General features: G+C 53.2%; 18 protein-coding genes. 8 read left to right on the top strand and 10 right to left on the bottom strand.

Features of this window, described 5'->3' with window-relative positions; translation table 11 throughout:
- Positions 1 to 184: 184 nt before the first annotated feature.
- Positions 185 to 1,222 carry a metallophosphoesterase gene (locus tag SH287x_RS15795; protein WP_479515345.1) on the bottom strand — a complete coding sequence of 346 codons (1,038 nt, stop codon included), beginning with the start codon at positions 1,220 to 1,222 and terminating at the stop codon, positions 185 to 187.
- Positions 1,223 to 1,621: 399 nt separating this feature from the next.
- Here SH287x_RS15795 and SH287x_RS15790 point away from each other — a divergent pair, with 399 nt between their 5' ends.
- From SH287x_RS15790 to SH287x_RS15780, 3 genes are read left to right on the top strand one after another with little or no spacing between them, the layout of a single operon-like run.
- Positions 1,622 to 4,663: an FAD-binding and (Fe-S)-binding domain-containing protein gene (locus tag SH287x_RS15790; protein WP_479515344.1), complete on the top strand. Its 3,042-nt coding sequence runs from the start codon at positions 1,622 to 1,624 to the stop codon at positions 4,661 to 4,663.
- Positions 4,664 to 4,710: 47 nt separating this feature from the next.
- Entirely contained in the window at positions 4,711 to 4,995 is a 285-nt protein-coding gene (locus tag SH287x_RS15785; protein WP_479515343.1) for a MoaD/ThiS family protein, read from the top strand.
- 57 nt (positions 4,996 to 5,052) lie between these two features.
- Positions 5,053 to 5,460, top strand: coding sequence for a molybdenum cofactor biosynthesis protein MoaE (locus tag SH287x_RS15780; protein ID WP_479515342.1), 408 nt, complete (start codon positions 5,053 to 5,055; stop codon positions 5,458 to 5,460).
- A gap of 110 nt (positions 5,461 to 5,570) precedes the next feature.
- On the opposite strand, the gene SH287x_RS15775 is transcribed toward SH287x_RS15780, so the two are convergent.
- Positions 5,571 to 6,053: a hypothetical protein gene (locus SH287x_RS15775; protein WP_479515341.1), complete on the bottom strand. Its 483-nt coding sequence runs from the start codon at positions 6,051 to 6,053 to the stop codon at positions 5,571 to 5,573.
- A 244-nt stretch (positions 6,054 to 6,297) separates the two neighbouring features.
- On the opposite strand from SH287x_RS15775, the gene SH287x_RS15770 reads away from it, so the two are divergent.
- The gene (locus SH287x_RS15770; protein ID WP_479515340.1) at positions 6,298 to 7,305 is read left to right on the top strand and encodes a LamG-like jellyroll fold domain-containing protein; all 1,008 of its coding nucleotides are present in this window, start codon (positions 6,298 to 6,300) and stop codon (positions 7,303 to 7,305) included.
- Between the two features lie 241 nt (positions 7,306 to 7,546).
- Positions 7,547 to 8,446, top strand: coding sequence for a transporter (locus SH287x_RS15765; protein WP_479515339.1), 900 nt, complete (start codon positions 7,547 to 7,549; stop codon positions 8,444 to 8,446).
- Positions 8,447 to 8,466: 20 nt separating this feature from the next.
- Here the strand turns inward: SH287x_RS15765 and SH287x_RS15760 are convergent, their stop codons facing one another.
- The 3 genes from SH287x_RS15760 to SH287x_RS15750 form a co-directional block, all read right to left on the bottom strand.
- The gene (locus tag SH287x_RS15760) at positions 8,467 to 9,447 is read right to left on the bottom strand and encodes an HAD family hydrolase (protein ID WP_479515338.1); all 981 of its coding nucleotides are present in this window, start codon (positions 9,445 to 9,447) and stop codon (positions 8,467 to 8,469) included.
- A 169-nt stretch (positions 9,448 to 9,616) separates the two neighbouring features.
- Positions 9,617 to 11,392: an arylsulfatase gene (locus SH287x_RS15755; protein WP_479515337.1), complete on the bottom strand. Its 1,776-nt coding sequence runs from the start codon at positions 11,390 to 11,392 to the stop codon at positions 9,617 to 9,619.
- 372 nt (positions 11,393 to 11,764) lie between these two features.
- Entirely contained in the window at positions 11,765 to 13,951 is a 2,187-nt protein-coding gene (locus SH287x_RS15750) for a diguanylate cyclase (RefSeq protein ID WP_479515336.1), read from the bottom strand.
- A gap of 325 nt (positions 13,952 to 14,276) precedes the next feature.
- Between SH287x_RS15750 and SH287x_RS15745 the strand changes: the two genes are divergently transcribed.
- The 3 genes from SH287x_RS15745 (at position 14,277) to SH287x_RS15735 (ending at position 17,463) form a co-directional block, all read left to right on the top strand.
- Positions 14,277 to 15,251, top strand: a complete 975-nt coding sequence (locus tag SH287x_RS15745) for a sensor histidine kinase (protein WP_479515335.1) — start codon at positions 14,277 to 14,279, stop codon at positions 15,249 to 15,251.
- On the top strand, positions 15,248 to 16,054 hold the full coding sequence (locus SH287x_RS15740; protein ID WP_479515334.1) for a response regulator transcription factor: 807 nt from the start codon (positions 15,248 to 15,250) through the stop codon (positions 16,052 to 16,054). Before SH287x_RS15745 ends, SH287x_RS15740 begins: the two co-directional genes overlap by 4 nt.
- 119 nt (positions 16,055 to 16,173) lie before the next feature.
- Positions 16,174 to 17,463 carry an acyl-CoA desaturase gene (locus SH287x_RS15735; protein ID WP_479515333.1) on the top strand — a complete coding sequence of 430 codons (1,290 nt, stop codon included), beginning with the start codon at positions 16,174 to 16,176 and terminating at the stop codon, positions 17,461 to 17,463.
- Between the two features lie 800 nt (positions 17,464 to 18,263).
- Here the strand turns inward: SH287x_RS15735 and SH287x_RS15730 are convergent.
- From SH287x_RS15730 to SH287x_RS15710, 5 genes are all read right to left on the bottom strand, one after another.
- Entirely contained in the window at positions 18,264 to 18,767 is a 504-nt protein-coding gene (locus SH287x_RS15730) for a hypothetical protein (protein ID WP_479515332.1), read from the bottom strand.
- Positions 18,768 to 19,093: 326 nt separating this feature from the next.
- A complete protein-coding gene (locus tag SH287x_RS15725; RefSeq protein ID WP_479515331.1) occupies positions 19,094 to 19,978 on the bottom strand; it encodes a DUF1559 family PulG-like putative transporter in 885 nt (294 codons plus the stop codon).
- A 247-nt stretch (positions 19,979 to 20,225) separates the two neighbouring features.
- Positions 20,226 to 21,188 (bottom strand): helix-turn-helix domain-containing protein, encoded by a 963-nt coding sequence (locus SH287x_RS15720; RefSeq protein WP_479515330.1) that lies wholly within the window; start codon positions 21,186 to 21,188, stop codon positions 20,226 to 20,228.
- Between the two features lie 429 nt (positions 21,189 to 21,617).
- A complete protein-coding gene (locus SH287x_RS15715; RefSeq protein WP_479515329.1) occupies positions 21,618 to 24,146 on the bottom strand; it encodes an SGNH/GDSL hydrolase family protein in 2,529 nt (842 codons plus the stop codon).
- A 116-nt stretch (positions 24,147 to 24,262) separates the two neighbouring features.
- Positions 24,263 to 25,240: a helix-turn-helix domain-containing protein gene (locus SH287x_RS15710; protein WP_479515328.1), complete on the bottom strand. Its 978-nt coding sequence runs from the start codon at positions 25,238 to 25,240 to the stop codon at positions 24,263 to 24,265.
- Between the last annotated feature and the right edge of the window lie 125 nt (positions 25,241 to 25,365).

Here is a 25,365-nt window from a genome sequence, read left to right as displayed (position 1 = left end):
ATTAATCACTCCGCCGCCACAAGTTCTTCTTCAACACCCCTGCGAATCGAAACATTTTTCTTGACTCTACCTTACGTCCATTATCGAGATCGCTAATGCGAGAGTCCGTCGCTGACGCTTCCGGCTCGTTGGGTATGGGACGATTCATGTCACCCTGCGGATTTCTTGTGTGTCCAGAGGATTGTTATCCCAGAAGACGCTTCCACCAGGACATTTTGGGAGACTGTGAGCCAGAGTTCTGTGAACCAGAATTCTGTGAGTTGGTGCTGTGATGGCTGGAGCTTCGCCGTGATGTGCTTTCGCGGGATTCTCCCGAGCTGTGGCTGGAGGCTGGATGGGGGCGATTTGGTGCGTTTCCGTTGATCTGCCGGGATTCTGAAGCTCCCCGACCGGGTTCATGGGGCGAGGTTTGGCTGCCGGGGATGATTTTCGGAGGGTTGTTTTTGGCGGCGGCTTCAACAGCACTGACAGCGCCACGATCCGTGCCGCCGAAGCTCTGGATGATCTTCCCTTCGGGAAGCAGCACGCAGCTCAATTCTCCACGAATGCCGCCGGTGGTATCGATCAGTAAGCGCTTGGGCTGCGAAATCACTTCTGGAACTGGAACATGTCCCGAAACGATGCGTCGCCAGTTGTCTGTTGGCCCGTCACTGGCCGCCAGTGCTTTGTCACAAAGCCAGGGGGGACGAACGAGCGACCAATCCTTCTCATGCAGAATTCTCAACTGCATTTCGGTGGGTTGGTTGGGATCCAGACCGGCGTGCACAAAGATATTTTCCGGGTGTTCTACCACCCAGGGAAGCCCTGTCAGCAGTTGTCGATGGCTCTGGGGGATGGCCTGGGCTAAGCCTGTCAGGTCGCCGGGTTCTACTCCATAGGATCGAAACGTGGGTTCGGAATCATAAAATTGAACCCAGCGCTGGTTCCATTCGGCAAAGTCGGGCGTCGAGACCCACCCGAGTGCTCCCAGCATGGCCAGTTCATGATTGCCGAAGATGGCTGCTGTTTTTCGATGGGTTTCACGCAGATCGATAATCCTCTGGATGACGCCGGCGCTGTCAGGGCCGCGATCGACCAGGTCGCCAATAAAGACGATCCAGGTGTCGTCATAACGAGGGAGTCGCCTTAATTGACTTAATATCGAATCCAGGAGTGACAATTGGCCGTGAAGATCGCCGATGACCGCCACTGGGCCTTGAATCCGGGTTGGCCAGGGAGTCATGAATCGTCCTCAATTCTGTTTGATGGTCGATGGAATGCCTGAACGGGATTTGTCCTGTCAGATTCGCACCGAGTGGCCTGATTCTGCATGATAGCACCCGCTGGATATCGCGATAACCTCAGCTTTTCAAATCTCCCGTGGTGCAAGCATTTGATCATGGCAAGATTGAAACATGACAAGAGAATGCTCGCCTGTTCACAATCACGTGGAAGCCCGTTCCAGGCGGTGTTTCTGATCGTTCCTCTCCGTGAGATGCTAACATCAGGATCCCCGCGTTCCTTCAGGTCATGAGCTGACTTGGTTAGGCTATAGGAAATTGGAGGCGTGTCGTCCCTTTGAGAATGTTCGCATCGATACAGATTTTGAGCAGTTTCATCACATAACGGATCAACAGTCACAGTGGAAATTTGGCCTTCTCGCATCCGTGAAGATCTCTCGGGACTGTTTCGAGGCACCCTCGATCTCAGCCCGGTCGCCTCTTCGCTGTATTCACAGGATGGGGGAGTGGGGCGAGAAACCCCGGCGGGCGTTGCCGTTCCCGAGGACGTCGAAGATCTTGAAGTTCTCATGGAGTATTGTCACGAACAGCGAATTCCCGTGACGGCTCGTGGTTCTGGGACATCGATTTTTGGCCAGTCGCTGGGAAGCGGGCTGGTGGTGGATTTCTCGACGCGCATGAACCGCATTCTGTCGATGGGTGAACGGACAGTGCGGGTTGAGCCGGGGATGACGATTGATGAGTTGAACCGCAAGCTTCGGCCATATGGTCGAGAGTTTGGAATTCTCCCGTTGGATTCAGCGACAGCCACGGTGGGCGGGGTGGTTGGTCTGGATGCCAGTGGGCCGCACGGTTTGAAGCATGGCGCGGCCCACGATCATGTGGCGACGATGCAGGTCATGCTGTCACGCGGCACGCAGTTCATGGCGGGATTGGAACCGCTCGCCATGCCGGAAAGCCATGCGACTGAAAACGCACCGCATCAAATGAAACGCACGATTGTCTGTCGCTTGGAATCGATTCTGCGCGAGCAAGCCAATCTCATCAAAACGTGTCAGCCCGGCACCACGCCGATCCGTCGCGGTGGCTATCAACTTCGCGGTGTGCTGACGGATGAGCGGCTGGATCTTTGCCGGCTGCTGGTGGGGTCGGAAGGGACGCTGGGGCTTTACACAGGCATTACTCTGCATACCGTTCCTTTGCCGCCTCATCGGGGGGTGCTGCTGCTCCTTTGTCCCTCACTGGATTCGGCGATTGAAGCTGTCTATCAGACCCGCGAACTGGAACCGGCGGCTTGTGATCTGGTGGACCGGCGAGTCTTGACATTGGCACGTGAGTTGAATGATCGTTTTCTGATGATCATTCCGCCCACCATGGAAGCGGCGGTTTTGTTGGAGGTTGTTGCCGAGACGGAAAGCGATTGCCGGTCGCAACTGACCCGATTACGCAAAAGTGTGGCCCATATTGCTGAGGGGCATCTCACGGCCTATGAAGCAAATTCTCCCAGCGATGTTGAGTTTCTCTGGTCGCTTCCTCGCCGGATTCTTCCCCGTCTGGAGCAACCGCGGGGAGGAATGCGAACGGTTCGGATTTTTGATGATCTGGTGGTTCCCCCTGAATCGCTGGCCGAGTTCCTGACGAAAGCTCATAAGGCCTTTCAAATCGCGGATATTTCCAGTGTCATGTATTCCCATGCCGGCACCGGGATCGTTCATTTTCGTCCTTTGTTGAGTGCCCATCAGGCGTGGCCTCTGGGCCAACTGGAGCAGTTGCAATCGTCACTCTTTGAACTTGTCTGGTCACTGGGAGGAAGTATCGGCAGCACGCAGGGTCTGGGAAGTCATCGCACGGCATTTCTGCGTGAACAATACGGCCCGCTGTGCCATGTCTTTAGCGAGATCAAGGAGATTTTTGACCCGCAAAAACTGTTGGGCGCAGGGCACGTCGTCTCTGATTCATCACGAGTTGTTGCGCGCAATGGGAACGGAGACGGGAATCACTCAGGCAGGCACCTGACTTCTGCAAAAATTGGCGGGATCGAACTCAAGCACTTGGCGACAGAAGGGGAAAACCAGTCACTTTCTGGCTCGGGTGAGTTGGTCGAATTGCAGCATTCCTGGTCGTTCGTTGAAGCAACACAAGCGGCAAATACCTGCAACGGCTGCGGAGAATGTCGGCGGGAAGATCGCAGCCATCGGATGTGTCCGTTCTTCCATATTGACCGGAATGAAGGGAGTTCTCCAAGGGCCAAAGCCGCGATCTTTCGGGATGTTCTCTCGGGTCGCATTGCGGCTGAAGAACTGACTCGTCCCGAAATGCTGCCAGTTCTGAACTCCTGTTTTAACTGCCAGCAGTGTGCGTCCGAGTGCCCCTCGCAGGTGGATATTCCCCGCATCGCGATTGAACTCAAGGCCCAGGCGGCTGTCCAGCAGGGAATTACCCGCGTGGACTGGTTGCTCTCCCGGCCAGATATCTGGGGCGCCTGGGGGAATACGCTGGCCCCTGTGCTGAATCGATTGCTCAATTGGCGTTTCTTCCGCCGCACTTTGGAGTGGGTCTTTGGCGTCGCGAAGGACCGCCGGCTCCCGTTGTTCGCCCGTCAATCTTTCATTGGAGCATTGCCTGATCAATGGGGAGCCTCTTCCCTGGACAAACCAGAATCACGAAAGATGATTTATTTCACGGATCATTTTGCGAACTACCATGATCCCGAATTAGCCACAGCCTGGTGCCGGATCGCTGAGCATCTGGGAATGGCCGTGCATGTTCCCAAGGGACAACTGGCTTCGGGGATGGCATTGGTCTCGGTGGGAGAACTGACTGCGGCACGAGATCTGGCGATGGAAAATGTGCGTCTGCTGGCACAGTTTGCGCGAGAGGGCTACCGGATTGTCTGTACGGAACCGACGGCTGTCCTCTGTTTGAAAAACGAATACCCGCGTCTGACAGGTCATCCGGATGCGATGCTTGTGGCTCAACAAACGATTGAAGCGGGGGCGTTATTAAGCGAATTGGCTGCCAGAGGGGAACTGCCCACCAATTTTGAGCCGCTTGCGATGTCGCCATTAAGAGCGGCTTATCACACACCCTGCCATCTAAAGGCACTGGGAGAACGCCAGCCGTTTCTCGAGATCTGCCGGTTGATTCCCGGATTGGAAATTCATGCTGTTGAACGAGGTTGTTCGGGAATGGCAGGAACGTTCGGGCTTTCGCGAACCAACTTTAACACTTCAATGAAAATCGGCCACGATCTGATGGAAACGATGCGTTCCAAGGAGTGGGATTTCGGGATTACCGAATGCAGTGGTTGTCGGCTGCAGATGCAGCAGAGGACATCCACCCCCACGCTACATCCTATTAAACTGCTAGCCATCGCTTATGGACTGATGCCCGAACTGAAAGCACGCCTGAAGCATCAGTCCAAAAAATATGTGATTCAATAGCTGCGTAGTGTGGTGTTCCTCAATATCCTCAATGGCTGACAATTCCGATGTCTTCAACTGAAATCTCTGCGGGGATGACTGTCAACGTGCAGTTGTTTGCGCTGGCCAGGGAATTGGTGGGATTGCCCTGCGTGCAGATTCTGGTCGCTGCGGGAAGCGGCTCACAGATCACGATTGGTCAGGTGCGTGATGTGCTGGTTGAGCAATACCCTCCGTTGAAGCCGTTGAAGGCACGACTCCTGTTCGCGGTGGGAACGCAGTATGCCTCTGATGCAGATTTGGTCTCTCCTCAGCAGGATGTCGCGTGTTTTCCTCCGGTGAGCGGTGGGTGATTGAATATCGCATACACTCTCAGAATTTGTTCTGCACGAGATATTGAAACCTGACTTATGGCTCAACTGACACACACTCTCATTGATACGGCTTCGCTTCTTCAGGAGGTGCAGACACCGGCAGCAGGAGCCGTTGTTCTCTTCTTGGGAACCGTGCGAGAGTTCACTCATGGAGAGCAAACCATCGCGCTCGACTATGAAGGCTTCGCTCCGATGGCGCTGGCCGAAATGGAGCGAATTGAACAGGAAGCCCGCCAACACTGGGAAATCAAAGGACTCTCTTTGATTCATCGTCTGGGTCATCTGGAACCGGGAGAGGTGAGCGTGGCAGTTGCGGTCTCGACCGCTCATCGAGCCGCTGCATTTGAAGCGGGACAGTTTGTCATTGATCAGTTAAAAATCCGCGTCCCGATCTGGAAGAAAGAGAACTGGGCCGATGGTCGGACGGAATGGATTCATCCGTAGTGGTGCAACCACTCTGTCCAATTTCTGTGGGTCTCAAGGACAATACAACCGCGATGGTCATACGAGTGATTGCGGTTAAGCCAAATCCCCCTAAAAAGGCTGCGTTAGGGCTAAGGCTTTTTAGGGGAATCAGTGGACTCGATCCGAATTTCGCAGTATCGAAAGTCGGAACATGAAAAACGCTTGGTTTCCCCCAGCCTGATGACGGCTTGAATTTCTATGGAATCTGTCTGCACTAATAGAGATTCTGGGTCATTTTCTTGAGCCACCTTAAAACCCGTACTGATTTTAATCTCCATGGGTACATGGCCAGCGCGTGGTTGACCAAGCTTGCCGGTGACTTTTGTCCCATAGAAGAAATGGTTATCGGTACGGGCCTCGACCTTACCGCCACTTTTGTATGTCAGTAGACGTTCTGGCAGCGTCTGGATCGAAGGGTTGGCAACCACCCTCGGTTCGGAATCTTCACTCCGCTGTTCGTACACCTTGATGTGCATCGTCAACGAGTCATCAGGGCGGTTTTGAGTCGGGACTGAGCAAACGATGGTGGCTCCACAACCGATCAACACCAGGCAGATCATCAGTTTTGTCATTTTCTCACTGACTCCCTTTGTAGAAACATGACGGGCAGAGTGAACGGAATCCTGAATCAAGGGCTGTGAAGTTTTTCATAGATCAACATGATTTGGCCGCAATCAACGGACAAGCGAGTCTTGCATTCGCACAGGATTTTTCACAGAGTGCATCAACGTACTCCGATGAATTGTTGCGGCGGCTTGTAGCTCTACTTACAGGCTCAGAGGCAACGCTTCACTAGCATTCTGCTGGAAAATTACCATGAGATTCTCTTTATTGACAGTCCTGATGGGAGCCTCACTCCTACCGAGCGTCCTTGATTCGGCTGAGAAGCAAGAAGTCATGACCAATTCGGATGTTGAGACTCAGCCGTTGGGCGACCCCGAAGTCATCCACAAGACGCCGAATCTCGTGGCTTTCTGGATGTTCGGTGAAGAACCGGGCCAGCCTCGGCGTTCGACCGGCACCAAAGAAGCTCATCCGTTAACCGAGGTGGGCGGGCCGATTTCCCGTGTGCCGGGCGGGCCATTTTCCGGGTATTCCATCGACTTCAATAGCAAGCAGTATCTGCTGGCCAGGCACGCGGAATTGGGTGATCTGGATATTCATGGGCCGGAGGCTCAAGTCAGTATGTTTGCCGTGGTTCGACTGGAAGAAATGAAGCGTGGCGTGACGATTGCCGGCATCTGGAGCGAAGGCAAAGGAGCCAATGACGATAGCGGTTCACGGCAATACGCCATGCTGCTCAATATGCCGACCTATGGCGGGCCACGGCAATTGACGCCGCACGTGTCGTCCGAGGGCGGCGTGACGCGACGAGCCGACGGTTCGGCGTTCCCCTGGTGTGCCGACTACGCCGCCTCGCTCTCTCCTGTGCCTGAAAAACAGTGGGTGACGCTGGCTTTTACGTATGACTCCAAGTGGCTCAAGGCGTACTTCAATGGGAAATTAGAAGAACGATCGATCCGCCCGAAAACCGACAAGCGGGATGATCCTTACTTCATGACGGAAGGCCCCGGAGGAACATCGCGAGGGATCAATCCTTACTATCATGGGCGAGGAGTTTTTCAGTATCAGCCGGAGCTTCATTCCAAAGCTAAACCCGATGGAGCGGCTGACTTTACCGTGGCGGCACGCTATGCCGTCGGCAGCATGCTGGGAGAAGCGATGAAGGGGAAGCTTGGCGGCCTGGCGGTCTTTGACAGAGCACTCACCAGCGATGAAATCATGAGCCTTCATCATGCCAGCGCGATCGACAAGTTACCGTAAATGCGCCTGAGTCAGCTCACCGGAGTGAACAGCCCTCTTTTATGTTTGAACACAGAATTCTGGCGGAACATGTGCATGGCTATTCCTTCATGACTGAAGGACATCATCCAGGTTCGCAATTGGTGCGGTTTTTTGATCTTTATCTGCCGATAAGAACAGGTGTGCATTTTGTAAAACGCTCGATTTTTCTGGGCTGTTTTCGGGAAGTCGATTTTATAATCCGTCTTTGGCTGGTGTGGCGATGCCGTCTTCTTCCGAAATCCTCCGGTTGTTTGGCTTAACAGCGGTGATTGTCCCGTTCTTTGGCCTTTTGCTGATCTTCGTGAGTGCCGAAGGAGCCTTCTGCCAGGAACCGGCAACTTCATTGGAACAACTGCTGACGGAGCCGTCAGAAGTCTTTAGCCCAAAGGAAAAAGACGAAATCGAAACGGATCGTGACTCGTTTACGCCGGCCACGACGGTGGTGGGACGCAGCCGCGTGGTGGTGGAAACGTCATATTCGTTTCTCGATAACCCGGGGGGAGCCGAGACGCACAGTTTCCCAGAAGTTCTGACCCGCGTTGGTCTCAGTGAGAAAATTGAGTTCCGGATTGGCTGGAACTATGAAGTCGGGGGTGGCGGATCGGTCAGCAGTGTGAGTTCCCCCGATGAAGATGAATTTCTTCTGGGGGACAAGGAGCACGAAGGGAGCCTGCTCTATGGCTTCAAAGTCTCTATCACTGAACAGGATGGCTGGATACCACGAAGCGCTTTGATTATGCAGGCGAATACCCCAACGTCTGGCGAGGCGAACGCCACGCAGTTTTCAACCGGCTATGTCTTCGGCTGGACACTTCCCCACAACTGGACGCTCGATGCCTGCCTGCGGTATGCCGCCAGTTCGGAAGAGGGGGATCACTTTAACCTGTGGGCACCTTCGGTGGTGCTCAAGGTGCCGGTGCATGAGCAATGGAAGGCCCACATCGAATACTTCGGAATCTTCAGCGACAACCGTGAGTCGGCTCAGACAACGCAATATGTCAGTCCCGGCATTCACTATCTGGTGACGCCCGATTTTGAAGTGGGCGTGCGTGTGGGCTGGGGACTGAGCGATGACTCAGCCCGGTTCTTTTCCAACGTAGGTGCCGGTCTTCGGTTCTAAACAAAGATATTCAGCGACCATTACTTTTCTGATGGAAAGATCTGCTTCCAGTCAGATTTCATATCGACCACGATCCAGCCCCGCCTGGGGGCATCGGTCAGCCCGCGATCCAGTCGACCGAACGGCGATTGGCGGTCATAGGCATATTCCCGCTCGCCGTCTGTGTGATGAACGAACAACCCCAAACCGGGGCGGGTTGAGGTCGTTGTGTACTCGAGCATTTCGTAGTCACCATCCGAATTACCAAAAGCCATGATCGGCTTGCGGCCAATGTATTGATGAATACCGACCGGCTTGCCCGCTTTGTCATCGATAAAATTGATCTCCGGCAGTCGGACAATGACTGGCTGGCCATCACGTACTTCGTACTTTGTTTTGATGCTGCTGCCAATGACTTGCTCAGGGGGAACGCCATAGACTTTTTCTGCCCAGGGCCGCATGAACTCAATGCCGCCTCCCGAGACGATGTAGGTCTTGAAGCCTTTTGACCGCAGATAGGTGAGCAGTTCCAGCATCGGCTGATAGACACATTCGGTGTAAGGGCGATGGAACCTGGGATGCCGGGCGGTGGCCAACCAGTCGAGGACGATGCGCTCGAACTCGCCAGCCGTCATTCCCGCGTGGGTGGCCATGGTCAGCTCTGCCAGACCTTTCGCGCCACTGTCGGCCAATGTGGCGAGATCATTTTCCAGCACGGCCTGAAATGGCTGCTGAGTCTTCCACTCGGGATGCTGGGTGGCCAGAGCTTTGACGCGATCCAGCACGAAGGCGAGTTGCACATACATGGGCTGTTCGCACCAGAGAGTGCCATCGTTATCAAACGTAGCGATGCGTTCTGATTCTGGGATAAAATCGGGGCTTCCTTCCCGAGTCACTTTTTCGACAAATTGGATGATGGCCTGCCTGGAAGCGGTGTTATTCCACGAGGGCAGCGGGTCGGCGGCAAGGGTTTGGGAACTGGTGATGAGAATCATAACGAGTGCAAAGAGTGAAGATTTCATCGGGATGTTCTGCAAATGGGGCCAGTGAAGCAAGAGGGCCAGTGAAGCAAGGGGGCGGGAGTCGCGCTATCGCCTGCGTCTCCCGCCCTGCCACTCTTCTGAAAAGGTCTCACAAAACGTCTGACCCGGCAAGATTTGACGAAGCATGGCGTGTTTTCAACACGCGTGCTTATTCACCGGGAACGGTCATCTGCTTGATTTGCTTCTCCAGGGTGTCGAGGCTCCAGTCACCCGGCGTCTGGCTGGGCGGGAATTCCTTGAGCGTTAACAGGAATTCGCTGGCGACGGCCTGAAGCGGAATCAGCACGAAGGCCCGGTCAATCATCCAGTCGTGATAGGTGTTGGAGTTGTGCTGGGATTTCTCGAACGGATCGCGGCGAAGATTGAAGAGCAGCGGCAGACGCAGGTGGACGAGCGGCTCACGCCAGACTTGCAGTTGCTCGGCACGGTTTTCTAGGTATGTCGCTTTCCAATCGCCCACGCGGATCGACATGACATTGCCGTCGTCGCCGACGTAGATGAATGCCTTGCGGGGAGATTCTTCCACCTTGCCGGCGAGATAGTCGAGTTGGTTGTGGCCGTCGAGGTGGTTTTTGTAGGAGCGGCCATTGAGTTCTGTCCCCTTGAGCAGCTTTTCTTTGATGTCGGGTGCTCCGGCGGCGGCGGCGAAAGTTGGCAGCCAGTCTTCGTGGGAAACAATGCCGTTGAGTGTCACACCAGCCGGGAATTTGCCGGGCCACTTGATGAAACAGGGAACGCGGAAAGCTCCTTCCCAGTTGGAGTTCTTTTCGCTGCGAAAAGGCGTGGTGCCGGCATCGGGCCAGGTGTTGTAGTGCGGGCCGTTGTCGGTTGAATACTGGATGATCGTGTTGTCGGCGAGGCCGAGGTCGTCGATCAATTTGAGCAGTTCACCGACATGCAGGTCGTGCTCGACCATGCCATCGCTGTACTCATCCTGCCCTGAAATGTTGAAGTGTTCTTTCTTCACATGTGTGCGGAAGTGCATCCGGGTGGCATTCCACCAGCAGAAGAACGGTGTCTCGGCCTTGGCTTGCCGCTTAATAAAATCCTTGGCAGCGGCCATTGATTCGTCGTCGATCGTCTCCATGCGTTTCTTCGTGAGTGGCCCGAGGTTCTCGATGGTCTGTCCCCCTTTGCCATCGGATTTGCACTTAAGCACACCACGCGGCCCGAACTGCTGAAGGAACGTCTTTCCGTTCGGCAGTTTCATGTCCTTGGGATAGTCGCGGTTTTCGGGTTCTTCTTCGGCGTTCAAGTGATAGAGGCTGCCGAGGAATTCATCGAAGCCGTGCATGGTCGGGAGGTGTTCATCGCGATCTCCCTGATGGTTCTTGCCAAACTGCCCGGTGGCGTAGCCCTGGCTTTTCAAGACGGTGGCCATGGTGACATCGGATTTCTGCCAGCCTTCCTTTGCCCCAGGCATGCCGACTTTGGTCATGCCGGTACGCACCGGAACCGTGCCGCCGATGAAGGCCGCGCGTCCTGCCGTGCAGCTTTGCTGGCCGTAATAATCGGTGAAAGACACGCCTTCTCTGGCGATGCGGTCGATGTTTGGTGTTTTGTAACCCATCATGCCGCGACTGTTGTGGCTGATGTTCCAAGTGCCAATGTCATCGCCCCAGATGACGAGGATATTCGGCTTCTTGCCGGACTGGGCGAGGGCGGCTGTTGCCAGACGGTTGTGGGTGTCGAGGGCCAGTTGATCGGAGGGATTCAATCCCTTCGCCCGAGTTGCCTGGGGGACATTTTGTGGCGTGATGGCGAGGCTTGGCGGTGAAACTTCGTTTTGCGGCACAATGACCGGGGCATCAACGGGAGTATCGACTGCGGCTCGCAGGGAACGTTGCCAGTCCACGGAAGTGGCGGCATATCCCAGGAGTATTCCCAAAACTATTGCCGACAGTGAGGTCAGGATTCTCTTCATGATTGAGGCTCATCTCGGGGTTGATCGAACGATCTATGGCGACGCCAGGAAAGGCGTCAGCTCAGACCCACGTATCCTGATGCTTTTGCGTATCAGAATCCAAAAGAAATGGAACAGGCTTTCACATTTTTTAATGTGAGCGAATTCCGAAGGTTCTTAATTTGTCCGAAAACCATCAAATCCTTCTCTCTTTGAGGGAAAATGTTGCCGCAGGCCGGATGAGAGGATTGGTATGGGCTTTGGAAACACGGCTGGTTCATCGGCCCTCACCCCAACCCTCTCCCTGAGGGAGAGGGAGCCTTCGGACAGGAGGTAGAAGAGATCCTTTTATCATCCCTCTGGGCATGTCACCTGCGGTGTCGGCTTTTGCGATCACGATTTCAGCGTGGGGCTGTCGCAAGGGACAAGGTATTCTTTGAGTTCCATGAGCAAGTGCTTGGCCCGGATCTGGAATGTCGATTGTGAACGGGCATTGCCGACCGCTCGCACCGTCACGCAGATGGATTCAGGAGAATTGGGGCCGCGGCGTGAGGCATGCCCTTTATGAATATCCACCATCTCCGGAAGGACGATTTCCAGCGTGACGGGTCGCATGCTGTTCATCCATCCCCACATGCCAAAGATCGTCCCTGAACCGCATCGCATTTTCACGCGCCCCGGTTCTACGGTCAGCAGTTTCGCGTTGTGATCATCGACAAAGCCTGTCAGTTTCTGGACGATCCCCTGACCGACCCCGATATGAAATCGTTGCACCAGTTTGAAAGGATCTTCGTCGTCGTCCTGATAATCTGATGACGCAGAGGCTTTGCGACCGTTTGTTGACATCAATTGGCAGGTTCGGTTGCGCCCGGTTTGTTTGGCCTCGTAAAGGGCTTTGTCGGCCCGTTCAATTAGAGAGGCCACCGTGTCGCCGGCGATCACTTGCGTGACACCAAATGACGCGGTGATTCGCAGTGATGGTTGATCGGAAAGCCGCATCGACTGAATGCTCATCCGAAAACGTTCGCTCTTTCTCACCGCCAGATCGAGGTCTGACGCCGGGCAGACAACAATAAACTCTTCACCGCCATAGCGGCCAATAATCTCGCCGGAATAGGACTCATGCTGCAGCAACCGGGCCAGATCGACCAGCACCTGATCACCAACAGTATGTCCATATTTATCATTGATACTTTTGAAGTGGTCGGCATCAACAAAGATCACACTAAAGGGATCATTGGCCCCGGTGGATTGATACTTTTTGAGCAGCTGTTCCAGCTGACTATCAAGCTCTCCCCGATTCGCGACACGTGTTAAAGCATCCTGACTGGCCATCATTTTGAGGGCGTGTAGTTCAGGAGACGCGATGATTTCATCTTCTCGTTCTGTCCGGCGATAGATCTCGGCAATCGCTTGCAAACGATGGTTTTTATCGATTAAAGGAAAGGCCTGAATTTCCAGGCTGACCGGTTGGCCATTCCCATTGTTCATATTTAATGTGGCGGCATAGCTGGCACCGGTCGCGCAGATCGCTTCAACCGGGCATTGCGAGGCTGCCAGGGGGACACCCCGGTCATCGGCATACCCGAATAATTGCGGTTTCCAGGTTGTCCCGACAATCTCGTTGGCAGGACGTTGCAAAGTCTGGGCTGCGCCACGATCCCAGACGAGAATGCGTCGATTGGAATCAATGATCGACATGCCGTCATAGAGACCATGCAGCGTGTGGAGATAGCTAAAGAGATGACTGAGATTCGCTGCTTCTGCAAGCTCGGCATGAGAGGGAGGGGCGAAATAGTGAACCAGCGGCTCTTCTTCCGTCATCGAGCCATCTAACGCAGGTGGGCCATAGGTATGTATCCATCGCTGCATGGCGGAAACGATGTTGCCGTCGAACTGAGTTCCGGCATTTTCATTCAACAGTTTGAGAATTTCGTCGTGAGCTTTGGCCCGTCGGAACACCTGATCATGGCTGAGCGACTCGTAAGCATCCGCGACGACAAGAATTCGTGCCCCTTGATGGATTTCACTAAATGCCTTGTTGCCGCGAGGTGTGCGTGAATACCGATGGTGTGAGTCAGTGATGATGCGCAGAATCAGAGGGTCAACACGGCAGGTTTCGAGAATGTCGATCCCTAGCATGTAATGCTGGGTCATCAGACGCAGTTCGTCGGCATTCAACTTGGCGGGTTTAAACAGAATGCTGTCAGGGACACCCACTTTTCCCAAGTCATGAAGAAGTGCGGCAATTTCCAGAGCACGCAGGTTGCGATCGTCCCAGCCAAGATATTTGGCAAGCCCAGCCGCCAATCTGGCCACACGCTGACTGTGCCGCATCGTGGCGGGGTCACGAAATTGCAGTCCATTAAGCAGGCTGCGGAAAACGCGATGACTGATCAGTCCGCAAAGTTGAACATCCGCCCGGTCAGGTGTGCTGTCCCGTTCTGAGCGGCGAACAAGATTCACCAGACCCAGCAGGACTCTCGAGGAATCCAGCGGATAGCATGGCGTTGGCACAACATCAGGGCCTCCGGCTGATGCCATTAAGTCGAGCACTGCGGAATCGGAAGTCAGTGTCATTACCAATACCGAAGAAATACCATTGAGGCTGATGACTCGCGAAGAAATCTCATGCCATAATGATCGGCAAAAGTTCCTTCTGCACGATTCTGCAAATGGCCCGATCAGGCAATCTGTCCGGTCTTTCAGTGAATCGACTCGACAAATGCCTGCATTCGCATGAACCCCCAGAACCTTAGGTCATCCCGTCAGGTTGTCAAATCGCTACAAATTGACTTTCGGAAACCTGAAGAGAACACTGTTCCCAAAGAACGCTTCCTGCGCAAGAATAGGACGTGGCCATTGTCGCCCGTGTCTGAATGTGGTTCCTGATTCCTGAAAATCCATGAGTGCCCTCTTCCGGAAACGCCGCTCACTTCATCTTCCGATCACATTGAGTGTGACGCTCATTGTGCTGAATGTGAGCCTGATGATCGTGTGGATTGTGCTGTTTGCGCAGAACACGTGGTGGGCGGCATTGGTGCTTGGTGTGGTGGTATTCACACTGATTCTGACGGGGCTTTCTGTCTACATGGTGTTGATGATTAAGGAAGTGAGGCTGAATCAGCGGCAATCCAATTTTGTCGATGCCGTGACGCATGAGCTAAAGTCACCCATTGCCTCACTCAGTCTGTACCTGGAGACGCTTTCTCTGCGGACTCTTTCGGATGATCAGCGGCAGAAGTTTTATTCCACCATGTCGCGCGAGCTGGAACGGCTCGACAATCTGATTTCCCAGTTGCTGGAAGTCGGGCGTATTGACGCGATTGGCCGCCAGACGCCCACGACAGATCTGTTGCTTGATTCGCTGCTGAGATCAGTGGCTCAGGATGTGGCTGGCCACTATCAAAAGGAGGCGGGTGACATTTTTGAATTCGACCTGGAGACAGCTGTCTTACGGGCACCCCAGGTGGTGGTAGAAACGATCTTTCGCAATCTGTTTGATAACGCCATAAAGTATGGTGGTCATCCGCCGCTGGTGAAGGTTCAGGTTCGTGCACGCGATCGCGGTCGCATTGTCGTGCGGGTTACTGATAATGGTGAGGGGATTCCTCCAGGAGAACACAAACGCATTTTTCAGATGTTCTATCGGTCTGGCAATGAATTACAGAGGCGCACAAAAGGGACGGGGTTGGGCCTTTATATTGTTCAGACATTGGTCAAGCAGTTGAAGGGCAAGGTTTACGTCCATGCTTCGTCTTCGCCAGTGGGCAGTTGGGATCGAACCCCTGTTCGCGGCGGGGGAAGTGCTGTCGAAGAACTCCCCTCTCTGGTTGGTACTACGTTCGAAGTCGACTTACCCGGACGAGTCATGCAATGAAAATTCTGGTTGTTGAAGATGAAGAAGCCATTGCCGATGGCCTGAAGTTCAATTTTGAGCAGGAAGGGTATGAGGTTCTGGTCACTCCCGATGGGCATCTCGCACTGGCGGCTTTGGAGCAGTCGGGTGGTGATGAGTTTGCCTTGATTGTGCTGGATCTGATGCTTCCCGGCTTATCCGGATATGAAGTTCTTCGCGAACTCCGAAAGAAGAACGTGATGATCCCCGTACTGGTGCTTTCGGCCCGAACGCTGAGCGAGGACAAAATCCTCGCCTTCGATCTGGGAGGGGATCAATACATGACCAAGCCGTTTGCTCTCCCCGAACTTCTCAGCCGGGTGAAAAGCCTGATCGAACGGCGGCAAGCCCTGGCAGCAGCCATTGCGCTTCAGGGCGGCGTCAATGACTTGCGGGAAACTGCGGTGGAATCTGAAGCCGAGACGGCACGCCCTGATGTCAGGCACAAATTTGCGTTTGGGAAAGTGGTGGTGAACTTCCAGACTTTTCAGGTGCATGTGGGGGAGCGTGCTCACAGTCTGACAACGCTGGAACTCGAATTGCTCAAATACTTTATCGAGCATGAAGGTGAAGTTCTGTCGCGCACTCGCATTCTCAACCATGTCTGGGATGAACACGCAGAAGTCACCACGCGGACAATCGACAATTTTGTGTTGAGATTACGAAAGCTCATCGAGCCAGACTCCTCAAAACCGTCCCATATTTTGTCAGTTCGCGGAACCGGATATCGCTTCGTTGCGGAGGGATCCGCGCAAGATGAATCAGGGGAAGAGGTTACGGGATGACACAAGTTTGACAAAAGGTTTACACTCAACAGACACACTAATCACGATGTTTGGTTTATAAGACTCCCCGTCCCGTCGGGGATGCCGACGACTTAATAACCAACTCGGGAATTTTGGATATGTCTCCTTCTTCACTCTCTCCGGTTGCACCGGCCGATGAATCCTTGAAAAACGCTCCTGACTCAACGCCTTTGGCAGCTCCACAGGATGTTGCTTCACTGGAAGTCGCTTCTCAGAACCTGACGCCGTGTTGCGATGGCAAGAGCGGATCAGCTTGTGAATCGGTGGCAGCAACTACCGACGATGAGACGCTTGGCGGGTTTGATGCCAGCACCCTTCCTTCAGACGCAGCACCCAGCGAGCGAGTTGCAGCTGTCGTACCTGTCGCAGCGGTGGCGATGGCACCTGTGTCTGCTCCGCCAGTAAAACAACAAAAGTCAGCCAAAGAGATTGCCGACGCAGTCCGGGCCTCCCGCAGTGCGTCCAAGGGCGTCGTCGGTGAAAATAATCCGGCCCTGTCCACCATGTACGAATCATACAGCCCCCGCCAACTGCGATGGAGTAACATCGACTGGCCGGTGGTTGGCTGGCTGACCATTATGCACGTGGGTGCGATTGCCGCTCCCTTCTTCTTCACCTGGACAGCCTTGGGCGTCTTTCTGGTGATGCACTGGTTGACAGGCAGTATTGGGATTTGCCTGGCCTATCATCGCTGTCTCTCGCACCGCTCGTTGCGGTTGCGTCAACCCTTTCGCTTCCTCTGTACCTTGTGCGGCGTGCTTTCCGGAGAAGGTTCCCCTCTCTTCTGGACAGCCACGCATCGCCTGCACCATCAGCGTTCCGACCACGAAGGTGATCCTCACTCGCCATTCGATGGCCGGTGGTGGTCGCATATTGCCTGGTTGTTCGTGCGTCGCTCACCCGATGCCAAGGCCATGGTCATGCGACGTTATGTACCAGATCTTATCAAGGATCCCATGCTTCAATTCTTTGAACGCTATTATGGCTTGATCCTGATCGGTTCCGGTGTCTTCTTCTTTGGTCTGGGTTACCTGGCTGGTGGACTTGATCTTTACACCGGCGTGTCGGTTCTCCTGTGGGCACTCTGCCTGCGAATGACGCTGGTTTATCATGGCACATGGTTCGTGAATTCGGCGACCCATCTTTGGGGCTACCGAAATTATGACACCCGCGATGCTTCCAAGAACCTCTGGTGGGTCGCGATCTTCGCTTACGGCGAAGGCTGGCACAACAACCATCACGCTCACCCGAACGTGGCTCCTGCCGGCCACAAGTGGTGGGAATTTGACATCACCTGGTGGTCGATCAAGGCCCTCCGTGCGATTGGCATGGCCTATGATGTCGATGACCGCATTCCCCAATCTCGTTCAGCAGCAGAAGGCTGCTAACGGACGATTGGCCTGGCCTCTTTGAAAATCCGATCTGAGGCTTTTCGATTTCTGAATCAATGGAAGTGTAATCCACAACAGATCAGCCCGGCATCCACGGATGTCAGGGCTGATCCTGTTTTTTAGGGTCATCTTTGCCGGTATCAAACGCGACGCTCATTAACGATGACAATGGAAACACCATCACCCTGAACACCGCCAGCTAGTAGGGTGCATGCCAATGCACCAATTCGGCGTGCAATGCAATAGCTGGTGCATTCCGAAGACTCCATGCGCCCTTCTGTTTTACGTCATCTCGTCATGTGGGCGATGGTTTCAGTAGTTCACTTGAAAAGCAGCCGGAAAATAAGAGTTCATGCCCACAACTATCGGCGTTTCGGGCTGCTATATGACTCAGCTAGTAGGGTGCATGCCAATGCACCAATTCGGCGTGCGATGCAATAGCTGGTGTATTCCGAAGACTCCATGCACCCTACTGTTTTACGTCATCTCGTCATGTGGGCGATGGTTTCAGTAGTTCACTTGAAAATCAGCCGGAAAACAAGAGTTCATGCCCACAACTATCGGCATGGCGGTCTGCTATATGACTCAGCTAGTGGGGTGCATGCCAATGCACCAATTCGGCGTGCAATGCAATAGCTGGTGCATTCCGAAGACTTCATGCGCCCTACTGTTTTACGTCATCTCGTCATGTGGGATATGGTTTCAATGATTCACTTGAAAAGCAGCCGGAAAACAAGAGTTCATGCCCACAACCATCGGCATGGTGAGGTGCTGTATGACTCAGTGGAGCGAGATTATTACTTCTTGACTTTAATCGCGGGCCAGCGATCTTTTAATCCCTTGAGGCCGTCGTCGGTGATCTGTGTATTTTCTGCTTTGAGTTCATGCAGAAAGTAAACCGAGCTTATCTCATTTAGCCCTCTATCAGTCAGTGACGTATCGCTCAGATTCAATTTCATGAGGACGCCGCGAATATTTGTGTGGCAGATTTCAGCCATATCCTCGTCTTTGAAGTTGGTTTTGCTGAGATCAAGCTCCACAATCCGATTCAATTTATCGAGCTGAGCGAAGGTCTCTTTTGTTAAAGTCTGGCCACTCAGATTCACAATAAAAGCATCTCCTTGAGGGAATTGCTTAACCTCGATTTTCGCTCCAGTGGCTTCTAACTGGCCTTTCGCTGCCTGCAGTGTGGCTTGATCACGTTCGTACTCGCTGATTCTCGCACCTCCGCAACCACTAGCGAGAACAACGACCCACAAGCAGGCACTTGCCAATCGAAAAAAAGATTTGCGACGATACATATTGTCCCCGGTTAACGAAAATGCTCTATCAATTGAGATTAAAGGAAAATATCCGTTTGGCGATTTTACTTATTGTCAAAATCGCCAAACGGATGAGTTGAGCCGTGAATCTTTGCTCCAGGTGACGAAGCCGTGACTCACTCGTGCATTGTCAAAGTATTAAATCAGGATTGGATCAATGGTAACGTCCGGCGGCGGAGGACGTTGTTACGCATGAAACCCCAGGATAAAGCCGTGACAAGGCACGTGAGGATGTTCTAAGTAAACGCCAGACGATTCCTGGTTATCAATCTCAGATCGTATGCGAGCTATACCCAAGGTGCCGTTTAGTAATCGCTGACGGTATAACCATCAGAGATCGCACATAATTTATTGAATGTGCCCCACTGCTCCACTGTGGAGGATGTGCAAGGCAGCCAGTCAATGTTTTCATTGATAAAGCGAACGGATCCATCGCCGAAAAGGAAATGAGCGCCACCAGTGTGTGCACTGGAAAAAGCGACGTCTGGAGCATTGGTCGACGTTCTGTTATAGCCATCACCCATGCGGTAAGCCCCCAATGCCACAAAAGCGTCGCCAAAGACCAGACCATCAGTTGAGAGTTTTGGTGAGCGGCCACCAAAAAGAAGTCCGGCGTAGCCCCCCTTTTCGCTGCGGCGTTCTCCTACAAAAAAGGTATTGCTCATGCCATCGGTAATGTCCTGGATTTTTATGGAAGTGGTCGAGTTGAAAGCCCCCTTGCTTGTCAGGTTGCCAGAGCAGGCCACATAGTTGGATTTGGCGCTCGAAGTCCTGGTTCCGCTCAGGTCAAATTGGCGGTTGTCGTTAAGCGGTGGAGTCGGATCCGAAGGGCAGAGGAAAGCCGGCACAACGGTCTGGGCAGTGGTAAGGTCAGTCTGAAGGACGTCCATGAAGCGTTTGCCAGCAAATTTCTGGTACAAGTTCGCTTGATCCATGTAAGGCAGTAGAGACACTGACCAGGAGTTCAGAGATGGTCCGTTTGTGGTCTTCATACCGGACAGGGGCATACGCTGGTAAGCGTCGAGATAGTTGTGAATCGCCAGTCCGATCTGTTTCAAACTGTTGCGGCACTGAGACCTGCGGGCGGCTTCACGGGCCTGCTGGACAGCTGGCAACAGCAGCGCAATCAAGACCGCGATAATCGCAATCACCACCAGCAGTTCAATCAAAGTGAACGCATTTCTTCGCATCGGATCTTCCTTCAAATAATGTCGTTGAAATGAAAAACTCGACATTTTAGAAAGCAAAACAGATGCCTCAGAGGTTCTGTTCCTGTCGTGCCTCGACGAGATGAGCGTTCGTAAGCTTTTATGAAATCAGGCTTTGCGGCAGGTCAAAGTGGTGAGCGTGTCAGTCTGACTTTCGTTGTGGTCAGGGCGACCTGTCGGAAAAAGCGCGCCGATCAAAGAATTCCCGGTCGACCCGCCGTCATTTTCATTAAAATTTGGCAGTATCCTGCGCGAAAAATGAGCGATATGCCTCGGGGCTTATGCCAATTTGGCGTTTGAATTCACTTCCAAAATGTGACGGACTGCTGAATCCGCACTGTTGGGCGATGGCCGAAATAGAAACTTCGCGGTCAGCGGTTTGCAGTAATCGGGAAACATGTTCAATGCGAATGGTCTGATGGAATCGCTTGGGAGTCTGGCCGACGGTCTGACGGAATAGCCGTGTGAAGTGTCCGGGGACAACGCCAGCGATCACCGCCAGATCATCCCGCTTCAAATCGCGATCGGGATGCTGCTGCATGTAATCGATCACGCGTTGGATCGATTCAGGCCGCAACGTGTCATCCGAGTGAACGCCGGGCACTTCGGCCTCTGCGAGCGTCAGCAGCCGACGGAGAATATCGTCTTCCACGTCTTTCGGTGTGTGGTGAGAGCTTTCCGGATCACGAAAACTGTCCCTGAGACGATGGATCAGAATTTCGAGAGCAGGATCTCTGAGGCACTTGGAAACCAATGGTTCGAGTGACGGGATCTCCCCCTGAAGCAACTGTTCTGCCTGAGCCTCAAAGAGGTCTCGACGGATATAAATTGCGATGGAGTGATAAGGGCCAATGCCTTGAAGTCGTCTGACCGTTTTTTCATCACCAAACACAATGCGGCCCGGTTCATTGGGCCGACGATATCGGCCAGCCCCGAAATCCGCTTCGAGTTCATGCCCGCCACCGCTGCCGACGAGCAGAGAAAGAAAATAGTGCCGCCCTGGCTCGAGGAGATGGCAGGCTTCTGAAAGGAGAAATTCGTTAAGGTCCCAGCCACTGTCGCGATCGGTATAATGCTCTAATCCCAGAATGCAATCGCGATACCACGCGGGGTTCATGCGAATGCGTTCACACTGATGAACGTCACGCGACAGAAACCGGCTATTTCGTAAGAAGTTATCGATAACATTCATGGGGTTGATTCTTCACTGCCTTCTCTGAATCGAAGGCCCGTTTTGACATGAAATTTCCAGCGGATGGAGAAAGATTGTACCCGAGTGTCGCCCTCAGAATTGGCAAAATCCGTGCCTATGAAGGCGATGAAATTTGCAATATGGCCTCCAGTGCCGTGTCACGGCTTTGTCTTCAGGTTGATGTCGCTGCAACGTCCTCCGTTGTCGGACTTAACAACAGAAGAAACCCGAATTTTATACTTTGACAACGCAGTAGTTTAACTCATGACGCGGGAGGTTGATTTTAATTTCCGGCTTCGTGAAGAGCAAATCCTGAGATCGCGGACAATATTGGCGATGAAGAGAAACGAACCGATTGAACGAAGGTCTGTTTGTTCAGGTTTGGTGGCGATTGAACGAGGGTGGACTCGTGAAGTTAGGTTGTCCGGGCTATTTGTTTTTTAGAGGCTCATTTAGTGGTTTGGAAAGAATGGGGTCTTGCAGAATGGCTTGCCAGATCTTATTGGCTGCTAACTGATGGCCGGCGGCATTCAAGTGGTGGTCACCTTTGGCCAGCTTGATGGTCTCCGCGTTGACGCCTTTGGCCCAGTTTCGCAGATCAAGCACTTCAAATCCCGCCTGGCGTGCCACTTCCACGATGGGGCCAGGCTTGACGATAAGTTCTGTGACGTCAGGGATGGGAAGGTAGATCCATGCGGGCACGATGCCTCGCTGCCGGCAATCGTCGACAATCCCCCGATAAATACAAGTGGCGACTTCAGCGGATCTTTGCTGAAGCACGACATCGACCGTTCCACGAGGCGTCTGCCGGGTGACGCCTGCTTCCCTCATGATCTGGTCGAGGCACGGATAGAGAAGATCGCTTCCATTGGCCCAGTGTGAGGCAACGTGCCTGGGGGGGCCATAGAATTCTCCTTGATGTGCAATGAAGTAGAGCGCGTCAGGCTGGAAGTCAAAGACCTTGGCCCTCAAGGAAGCAGCCACATGGAGTGCATAGTATTGCCCAATCCCGAAGTTTAAGACTTCAACTCGTGGCCCCCCCTGCGGCATCGCTTCATTGAATTTTACTTCGAGAAGACGGGCAAACGACTCATCATCTTCCACGCCGTAGCCCATCGTGACACTCGAACCGACAATGGCGATCCGGTAGGTCTGTGGTAGTTTGGATTTTGAGACCGGTGGGTTTCGCATCCCGTGACTATTAATCGTCACGGTGCTGCCCGCCAGCGTTCCTTTCCAACCGGGGATTAATTCGATCTCTAAAAGGTCATCTCGTGATCGGGTCAGTTCCATAAAGATTCGGGCATTGGGCCTTAAAGACGATTTGCCTGCTCCCACGAGTGGATTAACCTGTGAGTTCACATTGACGAGTTGTTCGTAGTAGCCGCGTACATCCTGAGCCACATCGATGGCGGTCTGCATCTCGCGCTGCATTCTCACAATCATCTCGCGGCGTTTCAGATCAAAGAGATCTGCAAACCAGGGTGTAGAAAAAATCAGGAGGGCCAGCATGGCACAACAGTTGATGATTGCCGACCGCTGGATTTGTGGAGTCGTCAGTGGGATTGAAACGCCCCGTCGACTGGTTGGCTTTCTGATCAGTTGAACGAGAACACCGATCACAAAGAGGGCTGAGATGGCCACAAAAACCAGCCATCCATCTCGCCAGAACCCTTCAGTTGTCGTAGCGATCACCTGGATCGCCAGAAAGAAACCTGGCATTGTCCAGCACGCCCAAAACAGTGCGACCAAGGTGAACACGCCCATCACCTGAAAGGCATGTTGCATTGCCTGCGGGATAGTTGTCACGCCGCGATTGCGGGTTTTCGAGCGGTTGCGGTGAAAATCGATGAGCACATTGATCGTGAGCAAGATCCCCGCCAGCGACCAGATGACGATCTCGTTCGTTTCTACCGGAAAGTCACCAATCAGCCAAAAGACCTGATAGGAATGAAAGATCCAGGTGACGATAAAGACAAAAACGGTTGCTCCAACTAACCCCGCTTTTACTCCGTATTTCCGGAGTCGAAAAAAGGCGGGATAGAAGAACATCTGCTCAAGGAAAACCTTCCAGTAAATATTGATTCGTCGCCAGATATCTGTAAAGCTGGATGCGAGGAAATAGTTATTGTGTGTTCGAGGCAGGTTAAATCCAAAGAGATGCAGGATTCCTGTAATGATATGGAACGCACCGGACACACGCAGGTAGAGCATATAGTTCGTTGCCACGAACAGTGCGACATCCCCGAATGTTCGGATTTCCTCAGGGGAAGGAAGGAGAAAGTATTTAATGGCCCGGTAGAGCAGAAGCTGGATCAGTCCACGTGTGATCCAGTGAACGCCGCGCTGGGCGGTTTCATCAGCCGGTTGCTGGAACCACGACTTACAGAAAGTTCGGTAGTCGACGATCGGGTAAAATGGAAAACAGACGTTGGGAAGCATGAAAAAATAGGAGAGTCTCATCGAGAGCGGCTCGTTGGTTGTTTCCTTGCCAATCTCGCGGAAATAGATCATCAGGCGAAACATGAACATCGAGCCAATCACCGGCCAGAAGGGCATGTCGATGGATGATCGGAAGTAAGCGAGCACTCCACCAGCGGTGACGAGCAAGGCGGCCCGGGCGATTCTTGGGATCGGTAAGTGGCAGATCGCGATCAGAACTCCCCCTAACCCCCAGATCCAGGCGGAGTTCAGCCAGCCCACCACGAAAACGCACAGAGCGAGTGACATTAGCAGGAAGACAGGAAGCCGGTATCGCGATGGTGTGGCGATGAATAGCAGGAACCCGCCTGCGACGCCGTACAGCAGTTCAGTCAGTCCGCGCGACTTCTCTACCTCGAATTCCCGAACGACGAGAATGACCAGGAATAGCTGGAAGAGAACGATCAGCACCGATGGCTTCGTATATTGGTCGTCAGGCTGAAGGCTATTATCGACAGTCAGAAGTCTCTCGTTCATACAATGTCAGGTTCTCATGAGATCCGGGATGACTGGGAGCTCGCAAAAGTGATTGGACGATGATTGGTGATCTGACTGACGAAAGCAATTGGCTGGAGACAAGCGATTTCATGCCGTCACTTTTTTGAGCCTGGCAAGTCAACCGATTCATTGGGAATTCTGTGGCACGCCATCTGTTCAAAGAGGTGTTGGCGATAAACGTCAGGCGTTGTTCCCACTTGCTGGCGGAAGGTTGAGCATAAATATGATGTGTTATAGAAACCGCAGCGTGCCGCGATTTCGGAAATCGTTGTGCTTTCAGGGGCATGGCTTAACAGTTGCCTGGCCGCCTCGATTCGTAGTGCTTTCAATGACGCTTTTAATGTCATACCCATCGCCCGATGGAACTGACGTGACAGATAGGCGGGACTGATTTCTCCCACTGCCGCCAGACTTTCCAGGCTCAGGTCTTTATCAAAATGAGCTTGCATGTACCTCAGAACTTTCTGGATCTGAGGATAGGTTTTGATTTCTCTCGGGGCCAGCTTCATTTGAGGGGCTGCGATATGTATCAGTCTTCGACAGATCCCCGTCAGGATGTCTTCAATCGATTCATTTTGGCCATAATGAAATGGTTGCCGGCACTTGGCGACAAACGCCTTCAGCAGGACTTCAATAGTCTGGTCTTGAAATGACCCTGATGACAATCGCTCCAGAGAAGGTAACCACCCATCAGTGAGTTGGCAGATCCGATGATGCAGGCAGTCGTGTGTGATCGTCAGTGCAATCGAATGGTACGGCCCAACACCTTTGAGGATTTGCGGAAAACGATAATCAGCAAAGACAAGAGTTCCGGGTTGAGAGGCCCGACGGAACTTTCCTGCACCGAAATCAACTTCTAGCTGGCGAGACTGATCACCTTGCACCAGTAATGACAGGAAATACTCCAGGGACGTCGTGCCATCCGAGCAGGCCTCTGCAGCGACAGTCTGATGCAACTTCCAGCCAACACTCGGGTTCTCATAGCTTTCAATCGACATGATCCGGTCACGGATGATGTTCGACCTGGTCGTTGCTTCTGTGAACGTCGAGAAAACAGAAGAAGGAGTGGCCATCTCTTCGAAATTCCTGAGTGCCTCTATCGAAATGACGGCATGTCTGATCGTTAAGACTCATTGCAAAGCACATGATCGCCGGGAATGTCATATGTGCCATAATTCAGTGTGGCAAGACACCATAC

The organism is Planctopirus sp. SH287, assembly GCF_056500625.1.
Note: the sequence above shows the minus strand (reverse complement) of the source record. Positions and strands in the feature narration are given on the sequence as shown.